28 protein-coding genes and 4 tRNA genes are annotated in these 24,285 nt (G+C 74.5%); 16 read left to right on the top strand and 16 right to left on the bottom strand.

The annotated features are described in order from the left end of the window. Nucleotides 1–36: 36 nt before the first annotated feature. The 4 genes from ACFPK1_RS13625 to ACFPK1_RS13610 all read right to left on the bottom strand — a co-directional run bounded on the left by ACFPK1_RS13625 (nucleotide 37) and on the right by ACFPK1_RS13610 (nucleotide 845). Nucleotides 37–108, bottom strand: a tRNA-Val gene (locus ACFPK1_RS13625). Between the two features lies 1 nt (nucleotide 109). After that, a tRNA-Cys gene (locus ACFPK1_RS13620) sits at nucleotides 110–181 on the bottom strand. A gap of 54 nt (nucleotides 182–235) precedes the next feature. Continuing rightward, a tRNA-Gly gene (locus tag ACFPK1_RS13615) sits at nucleotides 236–308 on the bottom strand. Nucleotides 309–419: 111 nt separating this feature from the next. Further along, nucleotides 420–845 carry an SsgA family sporulation/cell division regulator gene (locus tag ACFPK1_RS13610; protein ID WP_378021473.1) on the bottom strand — a complete coding sequence of 142 codons (426 nt, stop codon included), beginning with the start codon at nucleotides 843–845 and terminating at the stop codon, nucleotides 420–422. Between the two features lie 301 nt (nucleotides 846–1,146). Between ACFPK1_RS13610 and ACFPK1_RS13605 the strand changes: the two genes are divergently transcribed. From ACFPK1_RS13605 to ACFPK1_RS13560, 10 genes are all read left to right on the top strand, one after another. Next, the gene (locus ACFPK1_RS13605) at nucleotides 1,147–1,719 is read left to right on the top strand and encodes an RNA polymerase sigma factor (RefSeq protein ID WP_378021472.1); all 573 of its coding nucleotides are present in this window, start codon (nucleotides 1,147–1,149) and stop codon (nucleotides 1,717–1,719) included. Continuing rightward, on the top strand, nucleotides 1,716–2,585 hold the full coding sequence (locus ACFPK1_RS13600) for an anti-sigma factor domain-containing protein (RefSeq protein ID WP_378021471.1): 870 nt from the start codon (nucleotides 1,716–1,718) through the stop codon (nucleotides 2,583–2,585). Before ACFPK1_RS13605 ends, ACFPK1_RS13600 begins: the two co-directional genes overlap by 4 nt. Next, on the top strand, nucleotides 2,582–3,088 hold the full coding sequence (locus tag ACFPK1_RS13595; RefSeq protein ID WP_378021470.1) for a TIGR02611 family protein: 507 nt from the start codon (nucleotides 2,582–2,584) through the stop codon (nucleotides 3,086–3,088). Before ACFPK1_RS13600 ends, ACFPK1_RS13595 begins: the two co-directional genes overlap by 4 nt. 24 nt (nucleotides 3,089–3,112) lie before the next feature. Next, nucleotides 3,113–3,184 (top strand) — tRNA-Val (locus ACFPK1_RS13590). Nucleotides 3,185–3,777: 593 nt separating this feature from the next. Further along, on the top strand, nucleotides 3,778–4,500 hold the full coding sequence (locus ACFPK1_RS13585; protein WP_378021469.1) for a GAF and ANTAR domain-containing protein: 723 nt from the start codon (nucleotides 3,778–3,780) through the stop codon (nucleotides 4,498–4,500). A gap of 374 nt (nucleotides 4,501–4,874) precedes the next feature. Then, entirely contained in the window at nucleotides 4,875–5,357 is a 483-nt protein-coding gene (locus tag ACFPK1_RS13580; RefSeq protein ID WP_378021468.1) for a hypothetical protein, read from the top strand. 43 nt (nucleotides 5,358–5,400) lie between these two features. Beyond that, nucleotides 5,401–5,601: a hypothetical protein gene (locus ACFPK1_RS13575; protein WP_378021467.1), complete on the top strand. Its 201-nt coding sequence runs from the start codon at nucleotides 5,401–5,403 to the stop codon at nucleotides 5,599–5,601. A 145-nt stretch (nucleotides 5,602–5,746) separates the two neighbouring features. Next, nucleotides 5,747–6,037, top strand: coding sequence for a hypothetical protein (locus ACFPK1_RS13570; RefSeq protein ID WP_378021466.1), 291 nt, complete (start codon nucleotides 5,747–5,749; stop codon nucleotides 6,035–6,037). Nucleotides 6,038–6,512: 475 nt separating this feature from the next. Continuing rightward, nucleotides 6,513–6,878 (top strand): ArsR/SmtB family transcription factor, encoded by a 366-nt coding sequence (locus ACFPK1_RS13565; RefSeq protein ID WP_378021465.1) that lies wholly within the window; start codon nucleotides 6,513–6,515, stop codon nucleotides 6,876–6,878. Beyond that, nucleotides 6,875–7,369: an SRPBCC family protein gene (locus ACFPK1_RS13560; protein ID WP_378021464.1), complete on the top strand. Its 495-nt coding sequence runs from the start codon at nucleotides 6,875–6,877 to the stop codon at nucleotides 7,367–7,369. Before ACFPK1_RS13565 ends, ACFPK1_RS13560 begins: the two co-directional genes overlap by 4 nt. A gap of 52 nt (nucleotides 7,370–7,421) precedes the next feature. Here the strand turns inward: ACFPK1_RS13560 and ACFPK1_RS13555 are convergent, their stop codons facing one another. After that, nucleotides 7,422–8,114, bottom strand: coding sequence for a DUF899 domain-containing protein (locus ACFPK1_RS13555; protein WP_378021463.1), 693 nt, complete (start codon nucleotides 8,112–8,114; stop codon nucleotides 7,422–7,424). Between the two features lie 125 nt (nucleotides 8,115–8,239). Between ACFPK1_RS13555 and ACFPK1_RS13550 the strand changes: the two genes are divergently transcribed. Then, a complete protein-coding gene (locus ACFPK1_RS13550; RefSeq protein WP_378021462.1) occupies nucleotides 8,240–9,172 on the top strand; it encodes an AraC-like ligand-binding domain-containing protein in 933 nt (310 codons plus the stop codon). On the opposite strand, the gene ACFPK1_RS13545 is transcribed toward ACFPK1_RS13550, so the two are convergent. Further along, entirely contained in the window at nucleotides 9,169–9,597 is a 429-nt protein-coding gene (locus ACFPK1_RS13545; RefSeq protein WP_378021461.1) for an ester cyclase, read from the bottom strand. The genes ACFPK1_RS13550 and ACFPK1_RS13545 overlap by 4 nt on opposite strands. Before the next feature lie 346 nt (nucleotides 9,598–9,943). Between ACFPK1_RS13545 and ACFPK1_RS13540 the strand changes: the two genes are divergently transcribed. Continuing rightward, complete coding sequence (locus tag ACFPK1_RS13540; protein ID WP_378021460.1) at nucleotides 9,944–11,527, top strand: HNH endonuclease signature motif containing protein; 1,584 nt, start codon at nucleotides 9,944–9,946, stop codon at nucleotides 11,525–11,527. 351 nt (nucleotides 11,528–11,878) lie between these two features. After that, nucleotides 11,879–12,673, top strand: coding sequence for an ANTAR domain-containing protein (locus ACFPK1_RS13535; RefSeq protein WP_378021459.1), 795 nt, complete (start codon nucleotides 11,879–11,881; stop codon nucleotides 12,671–12,673). A gap of 3 nt (nucleotides 12,674–12,676) precedes the next feature. Here the strand turns inward: ACFPK1_RS13535 and ACFPK1_RS13530 are convergent, their stop codons facing one another. After that, nucleotides 12,677–13,315 (bottom strand): VOC family protein, encoded by a 639-nt coding sequence (locus ACFPK1_RS13530; protein ID WP_378021458.1) that lies wholly within the window; start codon nucleotides 13,313–13,315, stop codon nucleotides 12,677–12,679. An 87-nt stretch (nucleotides 13,316–13,402) separates the two neighbouring features. On the opposite strand from ACFPK1_RS13530, the gene ACFPK1_RS13525 reads away from it, so the two are divergent. Beyond that, nucleotides 13,403–14,947: an MFS transporter gene (locus ACFPK1_RS13525; RefSeq protein ID WP_378021457.1), complete on the top strand. Its 1,545-nt coding sequence runs from the start codon at nucleotides 13,403–13,405 to the stop codon at nucleotides 14,945–14,947. Between the two features lie 45 nt (nucleotides 14,948–14,992). Further along, complete coding sequence (locus tag ACFPK1_RS13520) at nucleotides 14,993–15,214, top strand: hypothetical protein (protein ID WP_378021456.1); 222 nt, start codon at nucleotides 14,993–14,995, stop codon at nucleotides 15,212–15,214. Here the strand turns inward: ACFPK1_RS13520 and ACFPK1_RS13515 are convergent. Continuing rightward, nucleotides 15,211–15,564 carry a MarR family transcriptional regulator gene (locus ACFPK1_RS13515; protein ID WP_378021455.1) on the bottom strand — a complete coding sequence of 118 codons (354 nt, stop codon included), beginning with the start codon at nucleotides 15,562–15,564 and terminating at the stop codon, nucleotides 15,211–15,213. The genes ACFPK1_RS13520 and ACFPK1_RS13515 overlap by 4 nt on opposite strands. A 282-nt stretch (nucleotides 15,565–15,846) precedes the next feature. On the opposite strand from ACFPK1_RS13515, the gene ACFPK1_RS13510 reads away from it, so the two are divergent. After that, the gene (locus tag ACFPK1_RS13510) at nucleotides 15,847–16,518 is read left to right on the top strand and encodes a maleylpyruvate isomerase family mycothiol-dependent enzyme (protein WP_378021454.1); all 672 of its coding nucleotides are present in this window, start codon (nucleotides 15,847–15,849) and stop codon (nucleotides 16,516–16,518) included. On the opposite strand, the gene ACFPK1_RS13505 is transcribed toward ACFPK1_RS13510, so the two are convergent. The 8 genes from ACFPK1_RS13505 to ACFPK1_RS13470 all read right to left on the bottom strand — a co-directional run bounded on the left by ACFPK1_RS13505 (nucleotide 16,505) and on the right by ACFPK1_RS13470 (nucleotide 24,260). Next, nucleotides 16,505–17,350: an FHA domain-containing protein gene (locus ACFPK1_RS13505; protein WP_378021453.1), complete on the bottom strand. Its 846-nt coding sequence runs from the start codon at nucleotides 17,348–17,350 to the stop codon at nucleotides 16,505–16,507. The two genes, ACFPK1_RS13510 and ACFPK1_RS13505, sit on opposite strands and share 14 nt — an antisense overlap. 34 nt (nucleotides 17,351–17,384) lie before the next feature. Then, nucleotides 17,385–18,440, bottom strand: a complete 1,056-nt coding sequence (locus ACFPK1_RS13500; RefSeq protein WP_378021452.1) for a hypothetical protein — start codon at nucleotides 18,438–18,440, stop codon at nucleotides 17,385–17,387. A gap of 8 nt (nucleotides 18,441–18,448) precedes the next feature. Next, on the bottom strand, nucleotides 18,449–18,961 hold the full coding sequence (locus ACFPK1_RS13495; protein WP_378021451.1) for a CvpA family protein: 513 nt from the start codon (nucleotides 18,959–18,961) through the stop codon (nucleotides 18,449–18,451). Nucleotides 18,962–19,058: 97 nt separating this feature from the next. Beyond that, nucleotides 19,059–20,579 carry a lanthionine synthetase LanC family protein gene (locus ACFPK1_RS13490; protein ID WP_378021450.1) on the bottom strand — a complete coding sequence of 507 codons (1,521 nt, stop codon included), beginning with the start codon at nucleotides 20,577–20,579 and terminating at the stop codon, nucleotides 19,059–19,061. Continuing rightward, nucleotides 20,579–21,400, bottom strand: a complete 822-nt coding sequence (locus tag ACFPK1_RS13485; protein WP_378021449.1) for a polysaccharide deacetylase family protein — start codon at nucleotides 21,398–21,400, stop codon at nucleotides 20,579–20,581. The genes ACFPK1_RS13490 and ACFPK1_RS13485 overlap by 1 nt, the downstream gene beginning before the upstream one ends. Before the next feature lie 4 nt (nucleotides 21,401–21,404). After that, nucleotides 21,405–21,584, bottom strand: a complete 180-nt coding sequence (locus ACFPK1_RS13480; protein WP_274203612.1) for a hypothetical protein — start codon at nucleotides 21,582–21,584, stop codon at nucleotides 21,405–21,407. A gap of 41 nt (nucleotides 21,585–21,625) precedes the next feature. Next, nucleotides 21,626–22,774, bottom strand: coding sequence for a glycosyltransferase family 2 protein (locus ACFPK1_RS13475; RefSeq protein WP_378021448.1), 1,149 nt, complete (start codon nucleotides 22,772–22,774; stop codon nucleotides 21,626–21,628). 355 nt (nucleotides 22,775–23,129) lie between these two features. Continuing rightward, complete coding sequence (locus ACFPK1_RS13470; RefSeq protein ID WP_378021447.1) at nucleotides 23,130–24,260, bottom strand: N-acetylglucosamine-6-phosphate deacetylase; 1,131 nt, start codon at nucleotides 24,258–24,260, stop codon at nucleotides 23,130–23,132. Nucleotides 24,261–24,285 lie beyond the last annotated feature (25 nt).

Raw genomic sequence — 24,285 nt, 5'->3', positions numbered from 1 at the left:
CGACCCGTCTCCGGGTTCCGACCAGGGCTTCCTGGGTGGGCGATACTGGGATTGAACCAGTGACCCCTACCGTGTCAAGGTAGTGCTCTCCCACTGAGCTAATCGCCCGAGGCGCAGGCGGGAATCGAACCCGCGTACAGGGCTTTGCAGGCCCTTGCCTAAGCCACTCGGCCACTGCGCCAGGCTTCCGGAGGTCTTCCGGCTCACCGTGGAGAAGTAGGCAAGCAGCCTCCCGAGCGGACGACGGGACTCGAACCCGCGACCCTCACCTTGGCAAGGTGATGCGCTACCAACTGCGCTACGTCCGCGTGTGGCCGGCGGGTTCCGGGAGGTCCAGCTCGTCCCGTTCCCGCCGTTGCCGACGAAGAGAACACTACTGCATCGTGCGTCCCCCGCGTTGTCGGGGGGGGGGGTGCGTGTCAGCTCGGGTCGCTCGACAGCAGCAGGCCGAGAGCGTGCTCCAGGTCCAGCCAGTCGTCCTCGGAGCCGGGCGCGACGATCTCGTGGGTGCGGGTGAGGAACTCCGACACCTCGCGGCTCGCGGCGCGGAAGGTGGCGTGACCCGAGGGGGAGCTGAGCTCGATCTCGACCGACTCGGGGTCGCCGTCGGCCGGGCGGATGCGGACGTCGCCCGCCCCGGCGGCACCGAGGAGCCCGTCGGTGAGGAGGTCCCGGGAGAAGACCCACTCGACCCATCCGGCGCGACCGGTGCGGAACGCCGCCTGCACGGCGTACGGGTCGCGCGTGTCGTACCGCATCTCGACCTGGACGGGCACGGGCGGGTTCGGCGGGCCGACGAGGTCGAAGACCGCCGTGGAGCGGATCGTCGTGTGATCGTTGAGCATGAGGCTGCCTTTCGCACGCTGCTGTCGTCGGGGGAAACGACTGGCGGACGACCCTGTGACGCCGGTTCACCCGGCTCACGCACGCATCACACCGGACGGGCACTCGGATGAGCGCTTACCCGGTTCGGTTCCGTAACGAACCACCCTCCCCGGCCGGGCGTCCACCCCTGCCCCGGGAGCACTAGCCTGACGCACGTCCTGCCCGGACACACACACCGGAGGAGAGGGTCGATCAGTGACGGACGCGTCGCGCGGAGTCCCCGAGGTGACTCCGGAGAGTGACGACGACCGCCATGGCGCTGTGACCGATGCCACATTGCTCGAACAGATCGGCGAGCGCAGCGCGGACGCCCTGGCGCAGCTCTACGACCGCTTCGGGCGTCCCGCCTATTCGCTCGCGCGTCGCATCTGCGTCGACGAGACGTTGGCGGAGGACGTCGTGCAGGAGGCCTTCCTCGTGGTGTGGCGCGACCCGGGCCGCTTCGACCCCGCCCGCGGGACGGTGTCGAGCTGGTTCCTGACGCTCGTCCACCACCGCGCGGTCGACGCCGTGCGCCGCGAGGCGACCCGGCGCAAGCGCACCGCCCCGTCGAGCTCCGACGGCGAGGACTGGAACATCCCGCCCGGTCCCGGCGCCGACCAGGCGGCGCTCGGCGCGGTGGTCGCGGGCAAGGTCCGTGACGCGCTCGGCGAGCTGCCGGCCGACCAGCGCGAGGCCCTGGCCCTCGCGTACTTCGGCGGGTACACGCAGCGGGAGGTGGCGGCCCTCGTCGGCGTCCCGCTGGGCACGGTCAAGTCCCGGATGTTCGCCGGGACGCAGAAGCTCCGGGCGATGCTGGGCCCGCATGTCGAGGTGGAGGGGGAGCAGTCATGACCCACCGCGCCCCCGAGACGCACACCGGCGACCACGACGCCCTCGCCGTCGGCTGGGCCCTCCACACCCTCGACCCCGACGAGGCGACGGCCTTCGAGGCGCACCTCGAGACCTGCCCGACCTGTCGGCGGACGGTCGACGACACCACCGCGATCCTCGGTGACCTCGGCGGCGCCGTCGTCCCGTCGGACCCGCCGCCGCGGCTGCGGCAGCGGCTGCTCGACGCGGTGGACGCGGACCTCGCGGCGGGGTCCGGCCCCGGCGTCGACACCCCGGACGCACCGTCCCCCGGCCCGGTCCCGTCCCCCGAGGAGCCCTCGCCGGAGCGGCGCGACGCGACCGTCGTGCCCCTCGCCCCGCGCCGGCGCGCGACGCGCTGGCTCGCCGCGGCCGCCGTCGTCCTCGTCGTCGCCGCGATCGGCGGGCTCACCGCGGCCAACCAGTCGCTGCGCGACGAGCGCGACTCCGCCCAGGCCGCGGCCGCCGCCCAGGCCGAGCGCGAGGCCGCCGTCGCCGACGTCCTGCGCGACGCCGGATCCCCGGGGGTGTCGCACGCCGTCCTCGCCGGGGCACAGGGCGGCATCGTCGGGCTCGTCGTCGACGACGGCACCGGGCAGCGCGTGCTGACCACCGGCCTCGGTCCCAACGACGCCGCCAGCGAGATCTATGTCCTCTGGGGGCTGGTCGACGGAACCCCGCAGGCCCTCGGGACGTTCGACGTCGGGGGCCGGGCTCCGGACGTCCGTTCCGTACCCTCGTCCCCCGAGGCGGTGCCGTATGCCGGGTTCGCGGTGTCACTCGAGCCCGGCCGCACGGCGCCCGCCTCGCCGACCAGGGTCGTCGCGAGTGGGCAGGTGGGACGTTGAGCGAATCGGGCGAGCAGTCGACGGCGACGGCGCAGCAGTCGCCGCCACCGCCGTCGCCGCCGGCCCAGGGCTCGACCGTGACCCCGCCGCCCCGGCACCGCACGATGCGCACCCGGCTGCGCCACTTCCGCGCCCGGGTGCGCGCCAAGCCGAAGATGAACAAGGCCTGGCGCCTCGGCATCGGGATCCTCGGCGGGATCGTGCTGATCCTCGGCGTGATCGCGATCCCGTACCCCGGTCCCGGCTGGCTGATCGTCTTCGCGGGCCTGGGCATCCTCGCGACGGAGTTCGCGTGGGCCGGGCGCCTGCTGCGGTTCGCCCGGCGCCACTACGACCGCTGGATGGCGTGGGTCGGCCGGCAGCACGTCATCGTCAAGTTCCTGCTGGGTCTGCTGACCTGCGCGATCGTGCTGGCCACCCTCTGGCTGCTCGGTGCGCCGTACCTCGTCGCGAAGCTCGTCGGCCTCGGACACTGGACCTGGCTGCAGAGCCCGCTGGGTTGATGGTCTAGGCTTCGGTCCAGCGCAGGGCGATTAGCTCAGGGGTAGAGCGCTTCGTTCACACCGAAGAGGTCACTGGTTCGATACCAGTATCGCCCACCCGCGGAACCCCTGGTCAGAGGCTCGTGAGAGCCACCGGCCAGGGGTTTTGTCGTCCCCGAGCAAGATCGAGGCAGCGTCCGGGCAGTCGTCGAGGCCCGCTCGTGACCCATGACGCGCGGGACCATGGTCGGCGGGACACCGTCGTCGACGGGCCACGTCGCGTACGAGTGCCGCAGGTCGTGGAAGGCAACCCGCCGAAGTGGCGCCGGGAGACCTCCATGACGCCGTAGGTCCGGTTGAGCAGCGCAGGCGGACGGTGCGGCTCCGACGGCTGTCGTTGTCGCGACAGCCGTGGAGTCGTCACCGACCGCCCTGGCGATTACCGACAGGCGCTCGTCACCGGGCCGATCGCTACGCATGCCGTATGACCTGTACGGTCGGTGCTCGGTCGACGCGACGGCCGTGACCCGGACACGGGGTGCTGCGTTCAGCACATCCCGGACAGTCTCGTTCTTCATGTGCATCCCGAGCCGCCCGATGATCGGCGGCATAGGCAGATCCCAGCGCATGTCGCTTCGGCTCTGCCCGATCAACGCTGCCTCGCGCTGCGCCCCGCGCCCCTGACACCTCGAGCCAGGGGGAGCGCCACCATGGACAGCCGCGACGTCGAGCAGCTGGTCACCGCACTGCGCAACGCGGCCCGGCAGATGGCCGCGAGGCGCAGCATGCGCGATCTCGAACAGACCCTCGGCCAGATCGTCACCTCTGCGGTGGAGACCGTGCCGGGAGTCGACGACGGCAGCGTGTCGATGACGCGCGACGGGCGCGTCGAGACGCGCAACCCCACCAGCGAGACCATCCGCAAGCTCGACGAGACCCAGAGCGAGCTGGGCGAGGGCCCCTGCCTGTCCGCCCTCACCGAGCCCCCACTGGGTGGGGTGGTGGTCGCGCAGAATTTCGCCGGGGCTGACGCCCAGCGCTGGCCGCACTTCGCCTCGCACGCGGTCGGGGCCGGGTACCGGGGCCTGCTGTCCATCCAGCTCTCGGCCAACGGGGGCCCGCGCGCCGCGCTGAACCTCTACGCCCACGAGGCCGACGCTTTCGACGAGCACTCCCGGGCAACAGCCGGGCTGTTCGGTGTCCAGGCCGCGCTGCTGCTCTACGGGGCCGACACCGCTGTCCACCTGCAGCGCGCTGTCGACAGCCGCGACGTCATCGGGCAGGCCAAGGGAATCCTCATGGAACGGTTCTCCCTCGATGCCGAGGGCGCCTTCAGATGCTGGTCAAGTCCTCCCAGGAGACCAACGTCAAGCTCACCGCCGTCGCGCAGTGGCTCACCACCGAGGTCGCCAACCGCGGGGCGCGAGACGTAGTCAGCGACGCCTGATCCGGCGCCGCACTCGTCGATGAGTGCCACCGCCAGGCAGCACGACAGCGGTGCCGTCGTTCGCTGCATCACCAGCTGTTTCGTGCTCTGGTCAGATCGGGCACGGCCCCACGACGCGGTCCACCCCGGGCGCCGGTTGCTGAGGCCTGCGGACATCGCGCCAGAAGGCGAAGCCATCTTGCGAGCCCGCTTCGACCGATAGCCGTACCGAGAATTCCGGCAGAGCAGAGCCCTCGCCGCCGGGGGAGAGCCCCCGAGCGCCGGTCGCGAGAGGGTCGACCGAGCCGGCGCGACAGAGCACCTGCGAGCAGGTTCCCCGAGACCTGCAGGTGCAGCACACTTGCTCACACGACGGAGGCGATGGTGCTCGCTTCCCAAGGCCCGGTGGAGATCATGGACAGGCGCTTGGAGGTCCCGACCAGGAACGCCGCGGCTGACGAGCGGGAAGCACGGGACAGGGCCGCCGACGAGCGCGACGACGCGGCAGATGCCCGGGACAGGGTCGCCGACGAGCGCGACGACGCCGCCGACCGGCGCCAAGCCAGCGCTGACCAGCGAGAGCAGCGCGCCGACGCGCGCGAGCAGAAGGCCGACGAGCGCGAGACCGCCCTGGACGATCTCCTCCGAGCCAGTGGATTGTCGACCCACAAGCAGCGCTTCGAGCGATCGGAACAGGCGCTGAGCCGCGCCGACGATGCGGTAGCGCGAGCCCACGAGCGCCTCGATCGCGCGCGTGGCGCCCTGCTCGAGGAACGCCGGCGAGCCGGTCAGGAACAGGACGACATCGAACGCGAGACCCGAAAGGTGGCCCGCCGGATGGACGCCCACGACCCGACGGGTTGAGTACGGCACTTCCCGCGGCGCCGGGACAACCAGGAGGAACGACATGACGCCCGATCCCGACGACATCCTGGCGCGCGCCCGAGCAGCCCAGGCCGGCTCGGCTCGTCTCTGGGGTGTCGTGTACGAGATGAAGGTCCAGACGATGCTGGCTGCCACCGAACACGAGCTGATCGAGAACACCCCGTGGCTCGCCGCGCGGCTGCGCTCCCTCCTCCTGGACGGCGAGGCCGTCCCGAAGCACTGACGGGCACGGAGGACAGCGTGCTCGTGCTGGCAGGTGGCGGCAGATCGAGTGACCGAGGCCGTGCTGCGGGGATTCCTGACAATGCCCTCCTCGCCGGAGTCCCAGCCGCACACCACAGACGAGACGAGAACCCGGAGGTCTCACGGTGGCCGCAAGCAACAGTGGGCACGACTCTCCCGCCCACGACCCCCACGCGGAGGCGATGGCGAAGCGAGCAGCCAAAGCCACCGAGGCCGCGCGGGCTCTGGCGGCCCGTCTCGCGTCCACAGCGGAGGACCTCGCCGACACACTCGACGAAGTCGCACAGTCCAGGGACGAGCGGACCGGGGCCGTCCAGTTCCCGGGCGACGATGACGCCGCGCAGAGGGCCCGCGACAAGGCAGAAGGCGAGCGGCGCGACGCTCGGGAGCTCCGGGAGAAGTGGGACGTCACCTAGCCCCACCGACACCGTCGCGTCCGGCCGGTTCACCGGTCGACCCCAGGCGGATGTCGTCGCAGGTCAAGCCGTACGCGGGGACACTCAGCAGGAGCCGGTGGGCGAGGCGAGGCCCGTTCACACCGAAGAGGTCGCTGGTTCGATACCAGGATCGCCCACCGCAGGTCGGAGGCCCGATCCCGTGTTCCGGGGTCGGGCTTTCGCCGTTCCGGCGGACGTCCGGGCGCCGTCATCCGGAGGACGTGGGCGTGCCCCCGATGTCCTGGCCGAACTCGTCGCGGCGCCGGCGTTCGCGGTCGTCGCGACCTCGGTGGGGTGTCGGGGTCGGCGAGCAGGCCCACCGCCGGCGTACGGCCACCGGTCGCCACCGGGCCCTGGCCGATCCACAGCGTCCCCGTCGGTGAGACGCGGTCAGGGGCCGACGGCGGGGAGAACCCCTTTCACTCCGCCATCGGTCGCTCTGGGCTTACCGTTCATGGCGGCTTACGGAGACGCCGGGCTCGGGTTGCTGGGCGACCCGATGCGCCGCGCGATCTTCGAGATGCTGGCGCGCCGGCCCAGCTCGGTGGGCGACCTGGCCGAGCAGCTCCCGATCAGCCGCCCGGCCGTGTCGCAGCACCTCAAGGCGCTCAAGGACGGCGGCCTGGTCGTCGCCCACGCCCGGGGCACGCGGCGCATCTACCGCCTCGACCCGCAGGGCGTGGCCGCGCTGCGCGGCTGGCTCGAGGGCGTGTGGGAGCACGCCCTCACCGACTTCCACAAGTACGCCGAACAGACCGTCGCCGACGACGGCGTCGCGCCGGTCGCCGACGACGACCACTCCACGAGGGGGACGCCATGACCACACCGATCCCGGCGATCGAGGGCAAGACCACCGTCAACGTGAACCGTGAGCGCGCCTTCGAGCTGTTCACCGCCCACTTCGGGGCCTGGTGGCCGCCGCAGTACCACATCGGCGCGGTCGAGGTCGCCGACGTGGTCCTGGAGCCCCGGGAGGGCGGCCGGTGGTTCGAGCTCGGGGTGGACGGCAGCGAGTGCGACTGGGGTCGGGTGCTCGCCTGGGAGCCCCCGGAGCGGGTCCTGTTCACCTGGCAGATCGGCGGGGACTGGCAGTTCGATCCCGACCCCGCCCACGCCAGCGAGATCGAGGTCCGTTTCCACGTCGACGGCCCCGAGCAGACCACGGTCGAGGTCGAGCAGCGCCACTTCGAACGCCTCGTCGGCGGCGAGGGCGTCCACGGCGCGATCGAGCACGGCGGCGGCGGGTGGGTCGCGCTGCTCGCCGCGTACTCCGCGATGGTGGCCGGCGAGACCGGGCAGACCCACGGGTGACCCGACCCGACCCGGTCCGGCGCGCCCAGCTCGAGGGGTGCTCGCCGGGCCGTCAGGTGTACTCGTCGTGGCGCTCCGCGCGGTAGGGCGGGAGCTGGGGACGGCCCTCGGGCGTGTCCTCCCAGGTCTCCTGCCGCCCCAGGGCGGTCAGGTCGAGCATCGACAGCGTCGGCAGCAGCGGCTCCACGCCGCGGCCGTTGACGAAGTAGGTCCGGTAGACGCGGTCGTGGTCGTCGCGCAGGAAGACGTTGATCCCGAACATCTCGGGGACGCCGAAGTCGCGGCTGAAGCCGTCGCCGACGAGCGTGTACCAGGGCGTGAGCTCCCAGCCCATGTGCGCCTTCAGCGCGGCGATCCTGTCCTGCCCGGCGGGCGAGACCATGACGAAGGCGGTGTCCCAGGCGTGGAGGTGGGCCAGGTGCGGAACGTTGTCGGCGAGGTACGAGCAGCCCGCGCAGCTCTTGTCCGGCCACCCCTCCACGTCGGGCTGGAAGAAGAAGCGGTAGACGAGGAGCTGGCGCCGGCCGCCGAACAGGTCGAGCAGGCCGACCTCGCCCTCCGGGCCCTCGAAGCGGTACTCGGTGTCGACGCGCGTCATCGGCATCCGCCGGCGCTGCGCGGCGAGGGCGTCGCGGGCGCGGGTGAACTCCTTCTCCTTGACCAGCATCTCCTCGTGGGCCCTGGCCCACTCCTCGGGCGACACCACGGGCGGCAGGGCGGAGTCGGGCAGGGGCAGCGACGTCATGGCGGGACCTCCTCGCCGTGCACGGTACGAAAAGAGTACTGCACGATAGCGGAGTAGCACCGATCGGCAACCATCACGGGTCGGGCGTGGACAACCGGATCGCCGCGGGGTTCGATGCCGGAGGCATGGGAGCCACCCCGGCCGCGGCCGAGTGGTCCACGAGCGCCGTGGATCAGGACCACGCCTTCGACTACTGGCGCGACCTCATCTGCGACGCCTTCGTGCAGCTCTCGGCGCGCCCCGTGCTGCCGGGGCCGTTCGCCGGCTCCATCGCGCACCGGGCCCTCGACGAGGTCGAGCTGTCGACGGTGACCGCCGACGCCCAGCGCGTCGACCGCACCCGCTCGCTGATCGCCCGCAGCCACGAGGACTACCTGCTCGCGAGCATCCAGCTCGAGGGCTTCGGCGAGGTCCGCCAGGACGGGCGTGTCGCCGGGCTGCGGGCCGGGTCGATGGCGTTCTACGACAGCACCCGCCCGTACACCCTCGAGTTCGGCGGCCCCTTCCGTCAGCTCGTCGTCCAGGTGCCCCGCGCCGCGCTGCCGGCGGCCCGCGTGCGCGACGCGACCGCGGTGACGCTCGGCGGGCCCGGTCCCGGCCGCCTGGTGACCGACTTCTTCGTCGGGCTGGCCCGCGAGGCGCAGGACGGCCGGCTCACGCCCGGTCTGGTGCCGCACGCCGTCGGCCTCTTCGAGTACGCCCTGGGCCTGGCGGGCGGGTCGGGTGCGGGGACCGACGCCGCGGACCGCCAGCGTGTGCACGACGCGATCACCCGCGCCGCGGGGCGGCCGGGCGTGAGCGCCGAGGACATCGCGGCGGCCTGTCACATCTCGCGCCGGACCCTGTTCCGCGTCCTCGCGCCGGAGGGGCGGTCGCTGCGCGAGCTGCTGCGTCACGAGCGGGTGCGCCGCGCGAAGGCGGTGCTGCGGGCCGAGCCGCACCTCCCGATCGCGGCCGTCGCCGCCCGGTGCGGGTTCGGCGGCGAGGCGCAGCTGCACCGCGCGTTCCGGGAGGTCGCCGGTGTGAGTCCCGGCGAGTTCCGCGCGCGTCCCCGTTAGCCCGGCGGCGGGACGGCGCCGACCTGGATCAGCAGGCTCAGCATGTCCGAGCACGTCCACCGTTCCGCGCACCGGCCGTCGCGGAAGTGCAGGATCGTGATGCCCGGCATCACGATCTCCCGGCCCGTGGCGGGGATCCCCATGAAGTCGCCGTCGTGCCGGCCCGACAGCATGAACCGGCTCGTCAACCGGTCACCGTCGCCGAACGTCTCGTGCAGCTCGATCCGGTTCCCGGGGAACGCGGCGAAGAGTCCCTCGTAGAACGCGCGGGTGGCGTTCTTGTCCAAGGGCTCGGGCGCGAATCCGTGGAGCCGGACGTCGTCGGTGTAGAGATCGAGATAGCCGTCGAGATCGTTCGCGTTCCACCGCTCGATGGCGCTCATGAGCGCGTTCTCGTTGCGGGTTCCCGGCAGGGTCGTGCTCACGGCGGACCTCCTCGATCGGTATCGGAGGGAGGAACGTAGCGCGGGGGGAGCAGTTCCAGATGATCGTCGAGCCCATTCTCGGGGCCATTCTCGGGGGCGCGTCGCGCCTCGTCGTCGGTCGATTCCGCACCGTGCGGAGTCGGCGCCGATGCGCCGGGATTGCTGGCCGGGTGGGGCGGGTTTCTGAGCGAGGGGCACCTTGGGTCGGGTGGACGGGTGGGGGGTGCCTTTCGCTGGAACGGTGGTGGCGGCGAACGGCAGGTAGGCATGATCGGCGTGCCTGTTGCTGAGGCGATCCCGGCGAATCGGCCTCGGAGTGTCGGGGGTCGGCGGTAGGTTCGAACACGTGAGCGAACGCGGGGTGGGGGCGGGCGAGCGTGCGGTGCTCGGGCGCGCCGCCGCGGCGGTGCTCGCTCAGCGGCGCGGCTATTTCCGGCGGCTGGAGGCGATCGCGGCGCTCGCCGACTCCGGTGTCGTGGCCGGCACCGGGTACCGGTCGGTGGAGTCGCTGCTCGCCGACCGCGACAACCTGGACCATGCCGAGGCGAAGCGGCTGGTCGCCGAGGCGGCGGAGCTGTGCCCGCGGGCGTCGTTGCTGGGGGAGGTGTTGCCGGCGGTGCTGCCGTGCACCGGGGCGGCGCTGGCGGCGGGGGTGATCGATCCGGGGCATGTGCGGGTCATCCGGGAGACGATGACCCGGCTCTCGGGGCTGGTGTCCCCGCCACCACCTGAGGTGTGGGCGGGGGTCGAGCGGACGCTGGCCGAGCACGCGGAGTTGTTGCCGCCGCGGATGTTGCGGGTGCTGGCCAGGAAGTTCCTCGATGCCCACGACCCCGACGGCGCCGCCCCACCGCCGGAGGGGGAGGGGTCGCGCGACGAGGTGGTGTTGTTGCGCCGCCGGGACGGGTCGCTGGTGTTCAAGGGCCGGTTGCACGACCCGTTGGACGCCGAGGCGGTGGTGGAGGTGTTCGGGGTGCTGTCCGCGCCGGCCGGTGCCGGGGATGAGCGGTCGCTGGAGCAGCGCCAGGCTGATGCGTTCAAGGACCTGGTCCAGGACGCCCGCGGCCCCCGCGGTCTCGCGACCGACACCCGCCACGACACCGACGACGACGCGACCCGTGATGACGCCACCGACGACGACGCGAGCAGCGACGACGTGAGCGCCGGCGACGTGGGCGACGTCGGCGATGACGCGTGGGACGCGACCGACGCCGACAATGCGGGCGACGGCGGCAACGCGGGCGACGGCGACAACGCGGGCGACGGCGACGAGGCTGCCGAAGGCGACGCTGCGCTGGACGGCGAGGACACCCGCGCCGACGACGAGCCCGCCGACGACGAGCCGGCCGGGGACCCATCCGAGCCCGACGCGCCGTGGGCGTTGATCCCCGAACCGCGCCCGGCGAGCGAGGGGCGGGGTTGGACCGAGCGCCCCGGTCGCGCGCTGCTGACCGTCACGATCGATCACCGCTGGCTCTGCGCAGCCCTGACCGACACCGGTGGCTACGGGACCCTGGATTCCGGGCACCACGTCGATGCCGCCACCGTGCGCCGCTGGGCCTGCGACGCCGAGATCCTCCCCATGATCCTGGGCGCCAAGTCCGAACCCCTCGACGTCGGGCGCGCGCAGCGGACCGCCCCCGACGCGATCCGGCGGGCGCTGAACCTGCGCGACGGGGGTTGCGCGTTCCCCGGCTGCACCCGCCGCCCGCGGCGCTGCGCGGCCCACCACATCGCAGAGTGGTTCCGGGACCGCGGGGCGACCGCGGTGGAGAACATGTGCCTGTTGTGCCGGTATCACCACCAGCTGGTCCACCACGGGGACTGGACGATCACCATGACCGAGGGTCGGCCGTGGTTCACCCCGCCCTGGTACATCGACACCACACGACGACCCCGCCCCGGCGGACGACCCCGCGCACCCACCTGAGGCGAGACGCTCCGAGAGATCCGGATCGTCCTCGTGGGAGAGCCCGACTCCTCCGTACGTGCAGCCCCGGGAGCAGGGCGACGGGCGGCGGCTCCCGTCCGACGGGCGCCGTCGACGTCGCCGTGTCCCGCGGCGCCGCCGCGTCCGGCTCTGTCTAGAATTCCCGGGCCGCGGTCGAACAGACGGCCGCTTCGTGGATCGGGGCGCGGGCTCGTCGCCGTGCGCTCGCCAGGTCCCTCGCCGTGCGCGTCCGCTCGCACCCATGTCCGGGGTGGGGCGTCGGTCGTGCGCCCGGAGGACCTGCGGCACGTCGTCTCCCTGTGCTGTCCCGGTTCCGTAGCGACCGTCGAGATGGGGGAGAACCGCGTGCACCCGGGCCAGGCCGAGCAGCTCGTCATCGCTCTGCGCAAGGCAGCCCAGACCCTGCTCGAGCGACGGGGCATCCGGGACCTCCAACAGACGCTGTCGGACATCGTCGCCGCCGCGGTCGAGACGATCCCCGGCGCGACGGCCGGGGGCATCTCGGTCAGCGAGGACGGGATCGTCGACACCCGGAACCCGACCAGTCGCGGCATCTCCGAGCTCGACCGGCTCCAGGGTGAGCTCCACGAGGGGCCGAGCATCACCGCGATGGACAGCCCCGCCGAGGACGGCGTCGTCATCGCCCACGACCTGGGCGGAGTCGACCGGGAGCGGTGGCCGCGGTTCGCGCCGGCGGCGGTGACCGCGGGCTTCCGGTCGATGCTCTCCGCCCAGCTCGCCACGGTCGGCCCCATGCGGGCGTCGCTCAACCTCTACGCCGCCGAGCCCCACGTCTTCGACCTCGAGGCGCGCCTCACCGCCGGGCTCTACGGCGTGCAGGCGGCGATGCTGCTGCACGGCAGCGAGCAGGCCGTGCACCTGGCGCGGGCCGTCGACAGCCGCGACATCATCGGTCAGGCCAAGGGCGTGCTGATGGAACGGTTCGCCGTGGACGAGACCGAGGCGTTCGAGATGCTCGTCGAGTCCTCCCAGGGCACGAACCTCAAGCTCGTCGACGTCGCGCGGTGGCTCGTGGGGGAGGTCGCTCGACGCCGGACCCGGCGCGCGGGGACCGATGGTCAGCGGGCCGAGATCGCGCCCGGCGATCTCCGGCCCGAGCGCTGACCGTCAGGTCCCGCCGAGGACGACGGGGCCGGCCGGCGTCCTCAGCTCCGCCCGCAGGTCCGGGGGACCGTCGGCGACGGTGACGCAGCCCGACAGCCCGAGCGCGGCGAGGCGCCGCCGCAGCCCCGCCGCGTCGGGCGAGGACACGACGAGGCGGTCCAGGCGGACGCCGACGTCCTCGAGGGTGTCGGTCGGGTGCGCACCGTCCCAGGCGATCAGTGACGGGACGAGACCGCTGCCGTCGCCGGGCAGCGACCCGTCGGCCGGCACGGTCACCGTCCAGGCCAGCGCGTCGCGGGAGAGGCGGAGGCGCTCGCCGTGGTCGTCGGGGCCCGGCGGCAGCGGCGACGGCCGTGCGACCCAGTGCAGCAGGCGCGGGCCGTCGCCGAGCCGGGACCGGACCGCGGCGGTGTCGAGGCCGAACCACCGCGGGCGGCCCGGCGCGGGCGCGTCGGGGTCGGGAGCGATCAGCTCGAGGTAGGTGGCGTCGCCGAGCGCCAGCAGCGCGTTGTGCGTGCCGAACGCGGCGTGCCGGCCGCCGGCCGCGAGCCGGACCCCGAGCTGCGCCTCGAGGGCGGGCACGCCCTGAGCGAGATCCTCGGCGGCGACGACGAGGTGGTCGACGGCGGGCGCGGGCGGCACGTCGGCACGGTACCCAGCCATCCCGTCAGTACGAAAAAACAACCACAGAGTTGTTCGAAAGAATCAGACGCTGCTAGCGTCGCCCCCATGACCACCGCGACCACCGGACGCCGCGCATGGATCGGGCTCGCCGTCCTGGCGCTCCCGACGCTGTTGCTCTCGCTCGACATGAGCGTGCTCTACCTGGCGCTGCCCGCCCTGTCCGCGGAGCTCGGCCTCGGGCCGACCGCGCAGCTCTGGGCCATGGACGTCTACGGCTTCATGATCGCCGGCTTCCTCGTCACCATGGGCACGCTGGGCGACCGCATCGGTCGCCGCCGGCTGCTGCTCATCGGGGCGGCCGCCTTCGGGGTCGCGTCGGTGGCCGCGGCGTTCTCGACCGGCCCGGCGATGCTCATCGCGACCCGCGCGCTGCTCGGGATCGCGGGGGCGACGCTGATGCCCTCGACGCTCGGGCTGATCCGGACCATGTTCCCCGACCCGCGGGCCCGCGGCACCGCCATCGCGATCTGGATGAGCTGCTTCATGGGCGGCATGACGGTCGGCCCGCTGATCGGCGGCGTGCTGCTCGAGACGTTCTGGTGGGGCGCGGCCTTCCTCATGGGCGTGCCGGTGATGGTGCTGCTGCTGGTGCTCGGCCCGGTCCTGCTGCCCGAGTCGCGCGACGCCGCCGCCGGGCGTCTCGACCTCGCCAGCGTCGCGCTGTCGCTGGGCGCGGTCCTGCCGGTGGTGCACGGGCTCAAGTCGCTGGCGGTGTCCGGCCCGGAACCCGGCGCCCTCGTGGCGCTGGCGGCCGGGGCCGGCCTCGGCGCGCTGTTCGTCCGCCGCCAGCTCCGCCTCGACGACCCGCTGCTCGACCTGCGGCTGTTCCGTCACCGCGCCCCGGCCGGCGCGCTGGGCATCAACCTCGGCGGTGGGGTCGTCATGGCCGGCACGTTCCTGCTGCTCACCCTGTGGCTGCAGCTCGTCGCCGGGCTGTCGGTGCTGACCGTCGGCCTGGTGCTCGCGCCGCTGCAGGCCGCCATGGTGGTGGCGTCGTTGCTCGCCCCGCGGCTCGCGCGCTCGATCCGGCCGGCCCGGGTGACGGCGGCCGGGCTGCTGGTCGGCGGGGTGGGTCTCGCGGTCGTGGGCCTGCTCGGGGCCGGCGCCGGCGGCGGCACGGTGGTGCTGCTCGCGGGCTTCCTGCTGGCCTCGGTCGGCATCGCGCTCCCGACCGCGCTCGGCACCGACCTGCTCGTCGGCTCCGTCCCCGAGGAGAAGGCGGGGTCGGCCGGCGCGCTCTCCGAGACCAGCGGCGAGCTGGGCATCGCGCTCGGGGTGGCGACGCTCGGGAGCCTGGCCACCGCGGTCTACCGCGACGTCCTCGTGCTCCCGCCCGGCACGCCCGCCGCGCAGGCCGACGCGGCCCGCAGCGGGCTCACCGAGGTGGCCGCCGCCGGTCCGACGCCCGCGGTGGCGAGCGCGGTGGAGGCCGCCTTCACCGCGGGGCTCGGTGTCGCCGCCACGGTCGGCGCGGTGATCTTCGCCGGCCTCGCGGCGGTCGCCACGGTCGCCTTCCGCCACGTGCCCGTGACGGCCGCGCCGGTGGACGAGCCCCGGGAGACGGGGCGACCCGAGCCCGCCGTGGCGTGAGCCCTCGACGGCGGAGCGCACGGCGGCACCGGATACGGTGCCGCCATGCCGGGCATCACGTGGCCGCCGCGCGACACCGACCGCAACCGCTTCCTGTGTCGCGTCCAGGTCGTCCTCTACGCGCTGGTCACCCTGTACTTCGGCGCGTTCGCGCTCGCGAGCGGGGCCCTGCTGCCGTGGACGATCTTCACGATCGCACTGGCCGCGACGCTGGTGGCGGGCGTGGCGCTGGTGCTCATGCGCAGCCGGCGCCGGAGCGGCAGCTAGCCCGACGACCCCGTCGCGACGGTCTCCCAGCGGCGGGACAGGGCGTCGAGACGCTCGAGGAGCTCGGTGACGCCGGCCGCGTGCTCGGCCATGAGCTCGTTCTCGAGCGCGGAGACCCGGTCCCGGAGGCGCTGGAGGGCGGCGCGCCCCTCCTCGGTGAGCCCGAGGAGCTTGCGGCGGCCGTCGGCCGGGGCCTGGGTGCGCTCGATCAGCCCGCGGTCCTCGAGGCGCCGGCAGACGTCGGCCATCGTCGAGCGATCGAGCATGACCGTGTGGGCGAGCGAGCCCTGGTCGAGCCTCGGATGCGCGTCCACCGTCACCAGGACGGCGTACTGCGGACCGGTCAGCACCGGATCGACCCGTCGGGCCCAGGCGGCGATGTAGGCCTGGTGCAGGCGGCGGGCCAGGTACCCGGGTGCTTGGCGTATGACGGCTGGAGTGGCCGGACCACCCTCCGGACTCGTCGCGTCCCCCTCGCGTGACATTCGTCCACTCTGACACAACTGAGTGACACACAACGCATTACGGCCGGTCACGAGACTGACAAGCGGTCGTGTGAGTCGCCCACCGGGGCGTCCGGTCGGTTCTTCGTACGGTGAGCGAACGTCGGGGACCGGTGGGATGGTCGTTCCGTGGACGACATCGCGGAGTGGAGCCGTGCGCAACAGCGCGTGATCGCGCTGGTCAGCGGCCTGACGGCGGAGCGCGCGGAGACGACGGTGCCCGCCTGCCCGGACTGGACGGTGCGGGATCTCCTCTCGCACATGGTGGGGCTCGGGGCCGACGTCCTGGCCGGCGACGAGCCCGACGACCACAACGAGGAGTGGACGGCGCGGCAGGTCGACGCCCGCCGCGGGCGTGACGTCGCCGCGCTCGTGGCGGAGTGGGAGGTCGTCGCGGAGCCGCTGTGCGCCTGGATGGCCGAGCACGGCACCCGCCCGCTCGGGGACGTCACGATCCACGAGCAGGACCTGCGCGGCGCCCTCGGTGTGCCCGGCGGCCGCGACACCCCGGCCATGGCGGCCCTGCGCGACCGCTTCGTCGGGCGCTTCGCCCCGCGCCTCGACGCCGGCCTCCCGCCGATCGCGCTGGTCGGCGAGCAGTGGTCGTGGTGCTCGGCGGGGGAGCCCGCCGACGCCGCCGTCGAGCTGCGGGCCGGCGACTTCGACCTCGCCCGCGCGCTGATGACCCGCCGCTCCGCGGACCAGCTGCGCGCGTGGACCGTGCGCGGCGACGTCGAGCCCTACCTCGACGCGTTCGCGACCCTCGGCCCGCTGCCCGAGCGGGACCTCACGGACGGGTAGGACCCGACCTCGGCACCTGGCTCGGGAAGAGCAGGCGCACGTCGTCCAGGGTCACCAGCCGCAGGTGGATGACCTGCTCGACCACCGCGATGCGCCAGCCCCGGGTCTTGTCGTTGAGGCGCAGCCCGCGCAGCCAGCGCTGGGCGTGCCGGAACGCCTCGCTCTGGGTCTTCGGGCTCGGCGCGGGGCGGCCCTCCGCGCGGTGCCAGTCGGCGATCTGCTCGGCGTCGCCGTGCACGTCGCGGGGCACGCTGCCCGGCGCCGACGCGGCGGCGATGATCGTCGGGCCGCAGGCGGCGACGAGCACCGACCACCACGTCTCGGCGGTCGGCAGCGACGTGTCGATGGTGCGGCCGCCCGCGAGCCCGCCGCTGGTGGTCGGCCCCGCGCCGGCGGTGGGGGCGAAGCGCAGCAGCGCCAGGGTCAGCTCCTGGCCGTCCGGGAACCACAGGCCCAGCGAGGAGCGGTCGTCGCGGACGAGCAGGCCGTTGCCGGCGCGGATGCGATCCTTGCCCGGCACCCCGGGCACGAAGAGCGTCAGCAGGGCGCCGTGGCGCTGGCGGTTGATGATCAGGTACGCGTCGTCGCGGACCTCGATCTCGGCGGCGAGCCGCGACACCCGGTCGTCGGGGACCGGGACGTGGCGTGCGCCGCCCTGCCCCGGCCCGCGGGCGGTGGCGTCACCGCGGCCGATCGTGATCCGCTCGCCCCACGGCACCGACTGCGTGTGCTCGGTACGCACGTCGAGCACGGCGAGACCGCCGACGGGCAGGCGGGGGGAGGGCGCCTGCGGAGGGCCGGCCCGGGCCGGGCGTGCGACGGGTCGCGTCACGCCACCTCCCGGTCGGCCGGAGAGCGGGAGCGCGTCACGCGCCTCCGCTGCGGCGAGGGTTCGCCGGTCGACGCCACGATACGCCGGGGCGCCCCGCACCCCGCGCCGTCGCGACGACCCGCTCGACGAGCGTCGGCCGCTCGACGACCTGCGTGCCCACCTGCGCACCGATCTGCTGACCGACCCGCGCCGGGGCCGTGACGGTGGCGTCGTCGCGGCGGTGGACGACGGTCCGCGGACCCGCACCATGCCCACCACCGGCTTCCCGGGACCCCCCGACGGAGTCCCGGGAAACCCCCGCCGGCCCCCGCGCCGGGGCAGGCCGGGGTGGTGGTGCCACCCGCGCGACGGGCAGCGCCGGACCCGGCCGTGCGGCTGCCCCCGCCACGGCCGGGCCGGACGGTCCCGGCGGGGAGGGGGGACCCGCCGGGACGGGGGGCGCCGACAGCGACGTGGGGGTCGGGTCGGTCGCCGACGTGGTCGCCGCGGGCGTGGCGGCGGGCCGCGAGAACGCGGCGGTGACGAGCACGCGGCCGACGGGGACGTCGGGGCCCGCGAGCAGGTGCAGGAAGGTGCGCTCGGCCAGACGGCGCGCCTCGGTGCCGCGCGCGTGCTCCAGGTAGCCGTTGAGCAGCTCGTCGGCCAGCACCTCGAGCGGCCAGCGGGCGGCGACGTCGGCGAGGTCGTCGGGGTGGAGTTCCACCCACAGGTGCGGGGCGGTGACGCGCTGGCCGCGCGGGGTCCACACCAGCGCCTCCTCGGAGGCGAGCCGGCGCGCCGCGGCGCGGACCAGGCCGTCGCCGTGCACCCACGGGCGCCCGAGCACGCCGCGCAGCGTCCGGCGCACGCGCTCGCCGGCCGAGGCCGGCCCGAGGTCGGCGGTGGGCAGGGCGTCGGCCACCGCGGACGGGCCGCCGCCCGCGTGCCCCCGCGCGGAGCGGCCGCTCCAGGACACGAACAGCCAGGCGCCGGCGGCGGTCGCGGCGACGAGGACGACCACCAGCAGGGCCAGGAGGAACGACCCGGTGCCCCACCAGGTCAGGAGCAGCAGCACCAGCGCGCCGCCGCCGGCGAGGCGGGGGAGTGTCACGGGCGCCCTCATCGGGTGCCCCCGTCGGCCAGCGTCGGCGCCTCGGTCGGCAGCAGCACCAGCGGGTTCGGCAGGCGCTCGGCGGCGGCGCCCAGCACGGCGCTGTCGCGCGCGGCGTCACCGAGGCCTGCCGGGCCGATCGCCGTGACGATGCCGGTGGCGAGCACGAGCAGCATGAGGGCCAGCGCGCCGTGCGCGGCGACGCCGAGGACGCGGTCGGGCAGGCCGGGGCGGCGCCACCCGCCGCCCGTGCGCCGGGCGAGGGCCTCGCCGAGCCGGCGGCCCACGCCCCAGCCGACCAGCGCGCCGACCAGTGCGGCGCCGAGGACGAGCGCGCCGCGGGAGATGCCGTCGTCGGTGGTCACGAGCATCGGCACGAGCCAGCGGGCGAGCGCGCCCGCCAGCAGCACACCGGCCACGGCGCCCGCCGCCCGCAGCACGAGCCCCGTGCCCCCGCGGCGCCAGCCGCGCAGCGCGGCGATCGCCACCACCGCCAGCACCAGCAGGTCGACGACGGTCACGGCACCTCCTCGATCCCCGACTCGATCCCGGCACACGGCGCCGGGTGACATCGAGTCAACGCCCCCCGTGACGGTGGGGGCGGTGGGCGATCGGGAACTAATTCCCGGAATCGCCCGCGGAGCCCTCGAGGGGGACGAGCACCTCCTGCATGCCGGGGCTGTCGACGGGCCCGCCGGCCATCCGGGTCAGGAAGCCGATCACGCCGGCCGACCCCCAGTGCCACGACGGCTCGCCCGGGAGGGTCCATCGCCCGGCCTGGCGTGTCGCGCCCCAGCGGTGCTCCGGGGTCGCCACGGCGAGCAGCCAGTTGCGGGCCGCCCGGGCCGCGCCGGCGAACTCGTCGTCGCCGGTGACCCGTCCGAGCGAGTCGAGGAACCAGCCCGTGCCGGCCGCGCCGCTGTTGGTGGCGGTGTGCACGGTCGGGCTGCCCTCGTACTCCGCCCACGCGCGCCCGACCGGCTCGGTCAGCGAGACGTCGACGAGCCAGCGCCCGGCGGCGCGGGCGCGCTCGAGGTGGCGGGGGTCGCCGAGGATCGCGTGGGCCTGCAGCGACACCCAGCCGATGCCGGCCGCGCCCTCCTCCATGCCGGTGGCGCGGTTCGGGTTGTCGGGGACGAGGGCCTGCGACCCGGCGCCGAGCAGTATCGGCCAGGTCACCCCCCGCCCCGCGGGCTGCGCGGTCCGGTCGAGGAAGCCCAGCGCCGACTCCGCGTCGCGGCGCCAGCGCTCGTCCCCGGTCGCCTGGTACATGCGCAGGAACACGAACGCCGCGCCCGCGGTGCCCGACAGGAAGCCCGTGTTGCGGCGCGGCTCGTCGTCGCGCTCGGGCAGGCCGCCGTCGTCGTCGAGCCGGCTCGACAGGTACGCCGCGCCGCCCGCGGCGTGGGCGGTGAGCTCGGGGTCGCGCAGGCGCTCGCCCATCACCGAGAGCGCGTAGACGATCCCGGACTGGCCCTCGCCCATCCCGTGGCGGTAGGACGGCGCGCCGCCGCCCCCGACGTCGGCCCACGACCAGCGGCATCGCTGCGGGCAGGGGAGCCCGTCGACGCCCTCGGCGCGGTCGAGCACCCACCGCAGCGACGCGCGAGCGCCCTCGCGGAAGCGCTCCTCGCCGGTGGCCTCGCCGATCCGCCAGAGCACCTCGGCGATGCCGGCCGCGCCGTCGTCGAACGAGGTGTAGGCGCGGTCGGCGGGACCGCCGGGGTCGACGTAGTCGGGGACGCGGCCGTCGCGCGAGGCCGCGAGCAGGAAGTCCCCGGCGCCGCGTGCCCCGCCGAGCCAGCGCTCGCGGGCGGCGGGGTCGGGCGTCGCCGCGGCCAGCGCGAGGAACCCGTGCGCGACCCCGGCGGCGCCGACGTCGCGGTCGGTCTGGCGGTGCGGGGCCTGGATGGAGCTGGTCCACGCCCACGCGCCGGACAGGTCCGCGGGCACGTCGTCGCCGAGCGGGTCGGGCACGGCGTCGTCGAGGAGGCGCTGGGCGAACTCCTCGGGGAGGCCGGACCCCGGGGCCGCGGAGCCCGATCGTGCCGACGACCCCGACGGGAACCGCTCCGCGGCCGGCGCGGGCGCGCACGCCGCGAGCAGCCCGACGGCCAGCACGAACAGCAGCACGCGCATCACGGGACCACGGCCGCGCGCGAGCCCCCGTTGAGGGGGGAGGGCACCGGCGAGGGGGCGACCACGCCGAACACGAAGCCGCGGGCGCGCAGCTCGTCGATCGCGCGCGGCAGGTAGTCCAGCTGCGCGGGCGGGCAGCCGATCGTGTCGCCGGCGTCGTGGAGCAGGATCATCGCCTGGTCGGTGGCCTCGGTGACGACGTAGTCGACCAGGGCGTCGGCGCCCGGGCACTGGAAGTCGCCGGGCTTGTTCGACGTCCACTTCCAGTGGACCCCGTTCGACATGCCCAGGCGGGCGAGCACGGCGTCGCCGTCGGGCGAGGGCTGGCCGAAGGGGTAGCGGAACAGGGTGGGCCGGACGCCGGTGATGTCCTGGAGCACCTCGTTCGTGCGCGTGATCTCCTCCTCCGCCTCGGCCGCCGTGAGGTCGGGGAACCAGGCGTGGTCCCAGGCGTGGTTGGCGACGACGTGTCCCTCCCGGTGGATGCGCTCGACGAGCTCGGGGCGGGCCTCGGTGTTGTCGCCCTGGAGGAAGAAGGTGGCCCGGACCCGCTTGGCGGCCAGCACGTCGAGGATGTACGGCGTGAGCTGCGGCGACGGGCCGTCGTCGAAGGTCAGCGCCACCCGCGGGCCCGGGCGGGCCTCGGGGTTCGGCGGGAGCGCCTGGTCCTGCGCCGTCGGGGAGTAGCGGGGTCCGAGGGCGACGTCGCGGTCCGCGGCGCCGGCGAAGGAGCCGGCGAAGGACAGCACGACGGTGCCCAGGAGGGCCACCAGGAAGAACAGCAACGAGCGGACGTTGCGCCGGCGGTCGTCGAACGACACGCGGTCAGCGACGGAGGCGGGCGCCGCGGCGCACGATCCGCACGAGCAACATCGCGGTGAACAGCACGGTCACCGCCATCAGCACCATCGCCATCGCGTTGATGCCCGTCGCCGCCGCCAGGGCGAGGCCGGTGCTGCCGCCGCCGACCACGCTGGTGAGGTACATCGAGTGCTCGCCGTACATCCCTGCGTCCGTCCCCTTCCGATACGCTCGACTACTCGCGACTACCAGGCCTGGCGCCGTGCGTTGAGGCAGCGCCAGGCCGCCGTCACCGCGCACAGCTCCAGGAAGAACCCGTAGAAGTCCTCGACCACCAGGACCGCCACCAGCGCCACGTCGCGCCAGCTGCGCTCCGGCAATCGCCACATCGACGTCATCCGCTCCAGCCACATCACGGCGAGCGGGATCAGCCCGACCAGCGCGTACCGGAACGGCACCGCGTAGACGATCATCAGCGTGAGCATCGCGAGGAACAGCACGCGGAAGAACACGCTGAACGCGAAGAGCACGTAGGACAGGCAGTCGATCCGCGTGGCGGGCGACCACCCGCGCTTGAGCACCTCGTCCATGCCGCCGCGCCCCCAGCGCAGCCGCTGCTGCCACAGCGAGCGCCAGGTGGTCGGCGGGTCGGTGTAGACGTGCGCACCGCGCGCCGCCGCGACGCGCCAGCCGCGGGCCTTCAGCTCGAGGGTCAGCGCGTAGTCCTCGATGAGAGAGACGCCGTCCCACGGCTCGCCGGCCTCGCGGGCCGCCGCGACCGCCGCCAGCGCCGCCGTTCGGTACATCGCGGCCGCGCCGCTCGCGACGGAGACGCGCCAGCCCCGGAGGTCGCGCAGGTCGTCGTAGCGAGTGTACTCGAGGCGCTGCAGCCGCCAGAGCAGGCCGCGGCCGGACGAGGCCCAGTAGCGCGCGCAGACCGCGCCGAGGACGGCGTTGCCGCGCAGCTCGCCGGCCATCGCCGCGACGGTGTCGGGCAGGAGGACGGTGTCCGCGTCCATCGTGAGCACGAAGTCGGCGTCCTGGGCGGCGACGCGCCAGCCGTGGTTGAGCGCGCCGGCCTTCTTGTCCGGGTTGTCCGGCATCTCCAGGACCGTCACCGGGTAGCGGCGGGCGATCTCGGCGGTGCGGTCGGTGCAGTTGTTGGCGACGACGACGATGCCGGAGATCTCCAGCCACTCGGGGACCTGCTGCTCGAGCAGGCCCTCGACGGTGGCGACGATCCCCTCCTCCTCGTTGTGCGCCGGGACGAGGACCGCGACCGTGGTCGTCTGCGTCCGGGGGCGGCGCGTCGTGGCCGTCGTGCTCCCCGCGCGCCCGGTGCCCGTGGAGCCCGTCGGGCCCACGGCCTGCCGGGCCGCCTCGCGCGCGAGCATCGCCGCGCGCAGCGTGATGGTGGTGGCATCCGGGTCGTGGGAGCGGCGCGCGGCCGGTCGGCGCGGAGCCGGTCGGTGCGGAGCCGATCGGTGCGGGGCCTCGGGACGGGGGCGGGACGGCGTGCGCACGCGACCGGTCGCCGGGTCGGCAGAGGCCAAGGTGTGCGGCGGTGCCCCGCTCGCCTGCCTGCTCCGCACAGCCTGGCTGCTCGCCACGTCACCTCACCTGCGTCGTCGGTCGGTCCCTCGAACGGTCATCACCCGATCGGTGGGCCGCTCGACGGACATACCGTACACAGGCGGGATTTCGTTACACCATCGTGAGAAATCGGGTGTTCCGAGTGACACCGGGATGTCACTCCGTGGTGGCCCCCTGGTCCATCTCCCGGCCCTCGACGAGCACCCGGGTGACGCTCAGTGTGTCCTCCAGGAGGACGAGATCCGCGGAGGCGCCGGGCGTGAGGCGGCCCACGTCGCCGCGGCCGAGGAGCCGGGCGGGCACCGTCGTCGCAGCGCCGACCGCCGCCACGAGGTCCACCCCGGCCGCGACGGCCGTCCGGACCCCGCGGATCAGGGGCGCCGCCGCCCCGGCCAGCCCGCCCGCCGCGTTGCGCACCGCCCCGTCGGCGAGCGTCACCGGCACCCCGGACAGCCGGAACGGGCCCTCGGGCATCCCGGTCGCCGCGGTCGCGTCGGTGACCAGCGCCCAGCGTCCGGGGGCGGCGGCCGCGGCCAGGCGCAGCATCTCGGGGGCGACGTGGTGGCCGTCGGCGATCAGCGTCGCCGTCACCTCGGGGCGGGTCAGGGCGACCGCCGCGAGGCCCGGCGCGCGGTGGGAGAGCCCGCTCATGGCGTTGTACAGGTGCGTCACGGCACGCACGCCGCGGTCGACCGCCGCGTGCGCGGCCGGGGCGTCGGCGTCGCTGTGCCCGGCGGCGACGAGGACACCGCGCGCCCGGAGCCGGTCGACGAGCGTCCCGGCGCCGGGGAGCTCGGGGGCCAGGGTGACGACGTCGACCCGGCCGGCGTCGAGCAGGCGAGTGAGCAGGTCGGGGTCCGGGTCGCGGCGGTGCTCGGGCGGGTGGGTGCCGATCCGGGCCGCGGCGAGGAACGGGCCCTCGAGGTGGGCCCCCAGGAGGCGCGCGCCCAGAGGCCGGGCGTCCAGCGTGTCGATCGCCCGCGCGGCGTCGAGGCGGCCGAGCGCGGCGACCGTCCGCTCGGGGGCGTCGGTGAGCAGCGCCGGGCACAGGGCGGTCGTGCCGTCGCGGGCGGCGGCCGCGCGGACCGTGGCCACGTCCTCGACCGACGCGCCCGCCAGGTCCACCCCGGCGTAGCCGTGGCAGAGCAGGTCGACCAGGCCGGGGACCGCGATCCGCCCGCCCCGCGCGGCCGGGAGGCCGACCGCGGCGACCCGGCCGTCGGCGACGTCCACGTCGCCCGGGCACCAGGCACCGTCGACCACCGCTCCGGAGACGCCCAGCCGCACGGCTCCAGTCCTACCCCGGACCCGC

It is taken from the genome of Actinomycetospora rhizophila, from assembly GCF_042657905.1.
GTDB classification, from domain to species: Bacteria; Actinomycetota; Actinomycetes; order Mycobacteriales; family Pseudonocardiaceae; genus Actinomycetospora; species Actinomycetospora rhizophila.
Note: the sequence above shows the minus strand (reverse complement) of the source record. Positions and strands in the feature narration are given on the sequence as shown.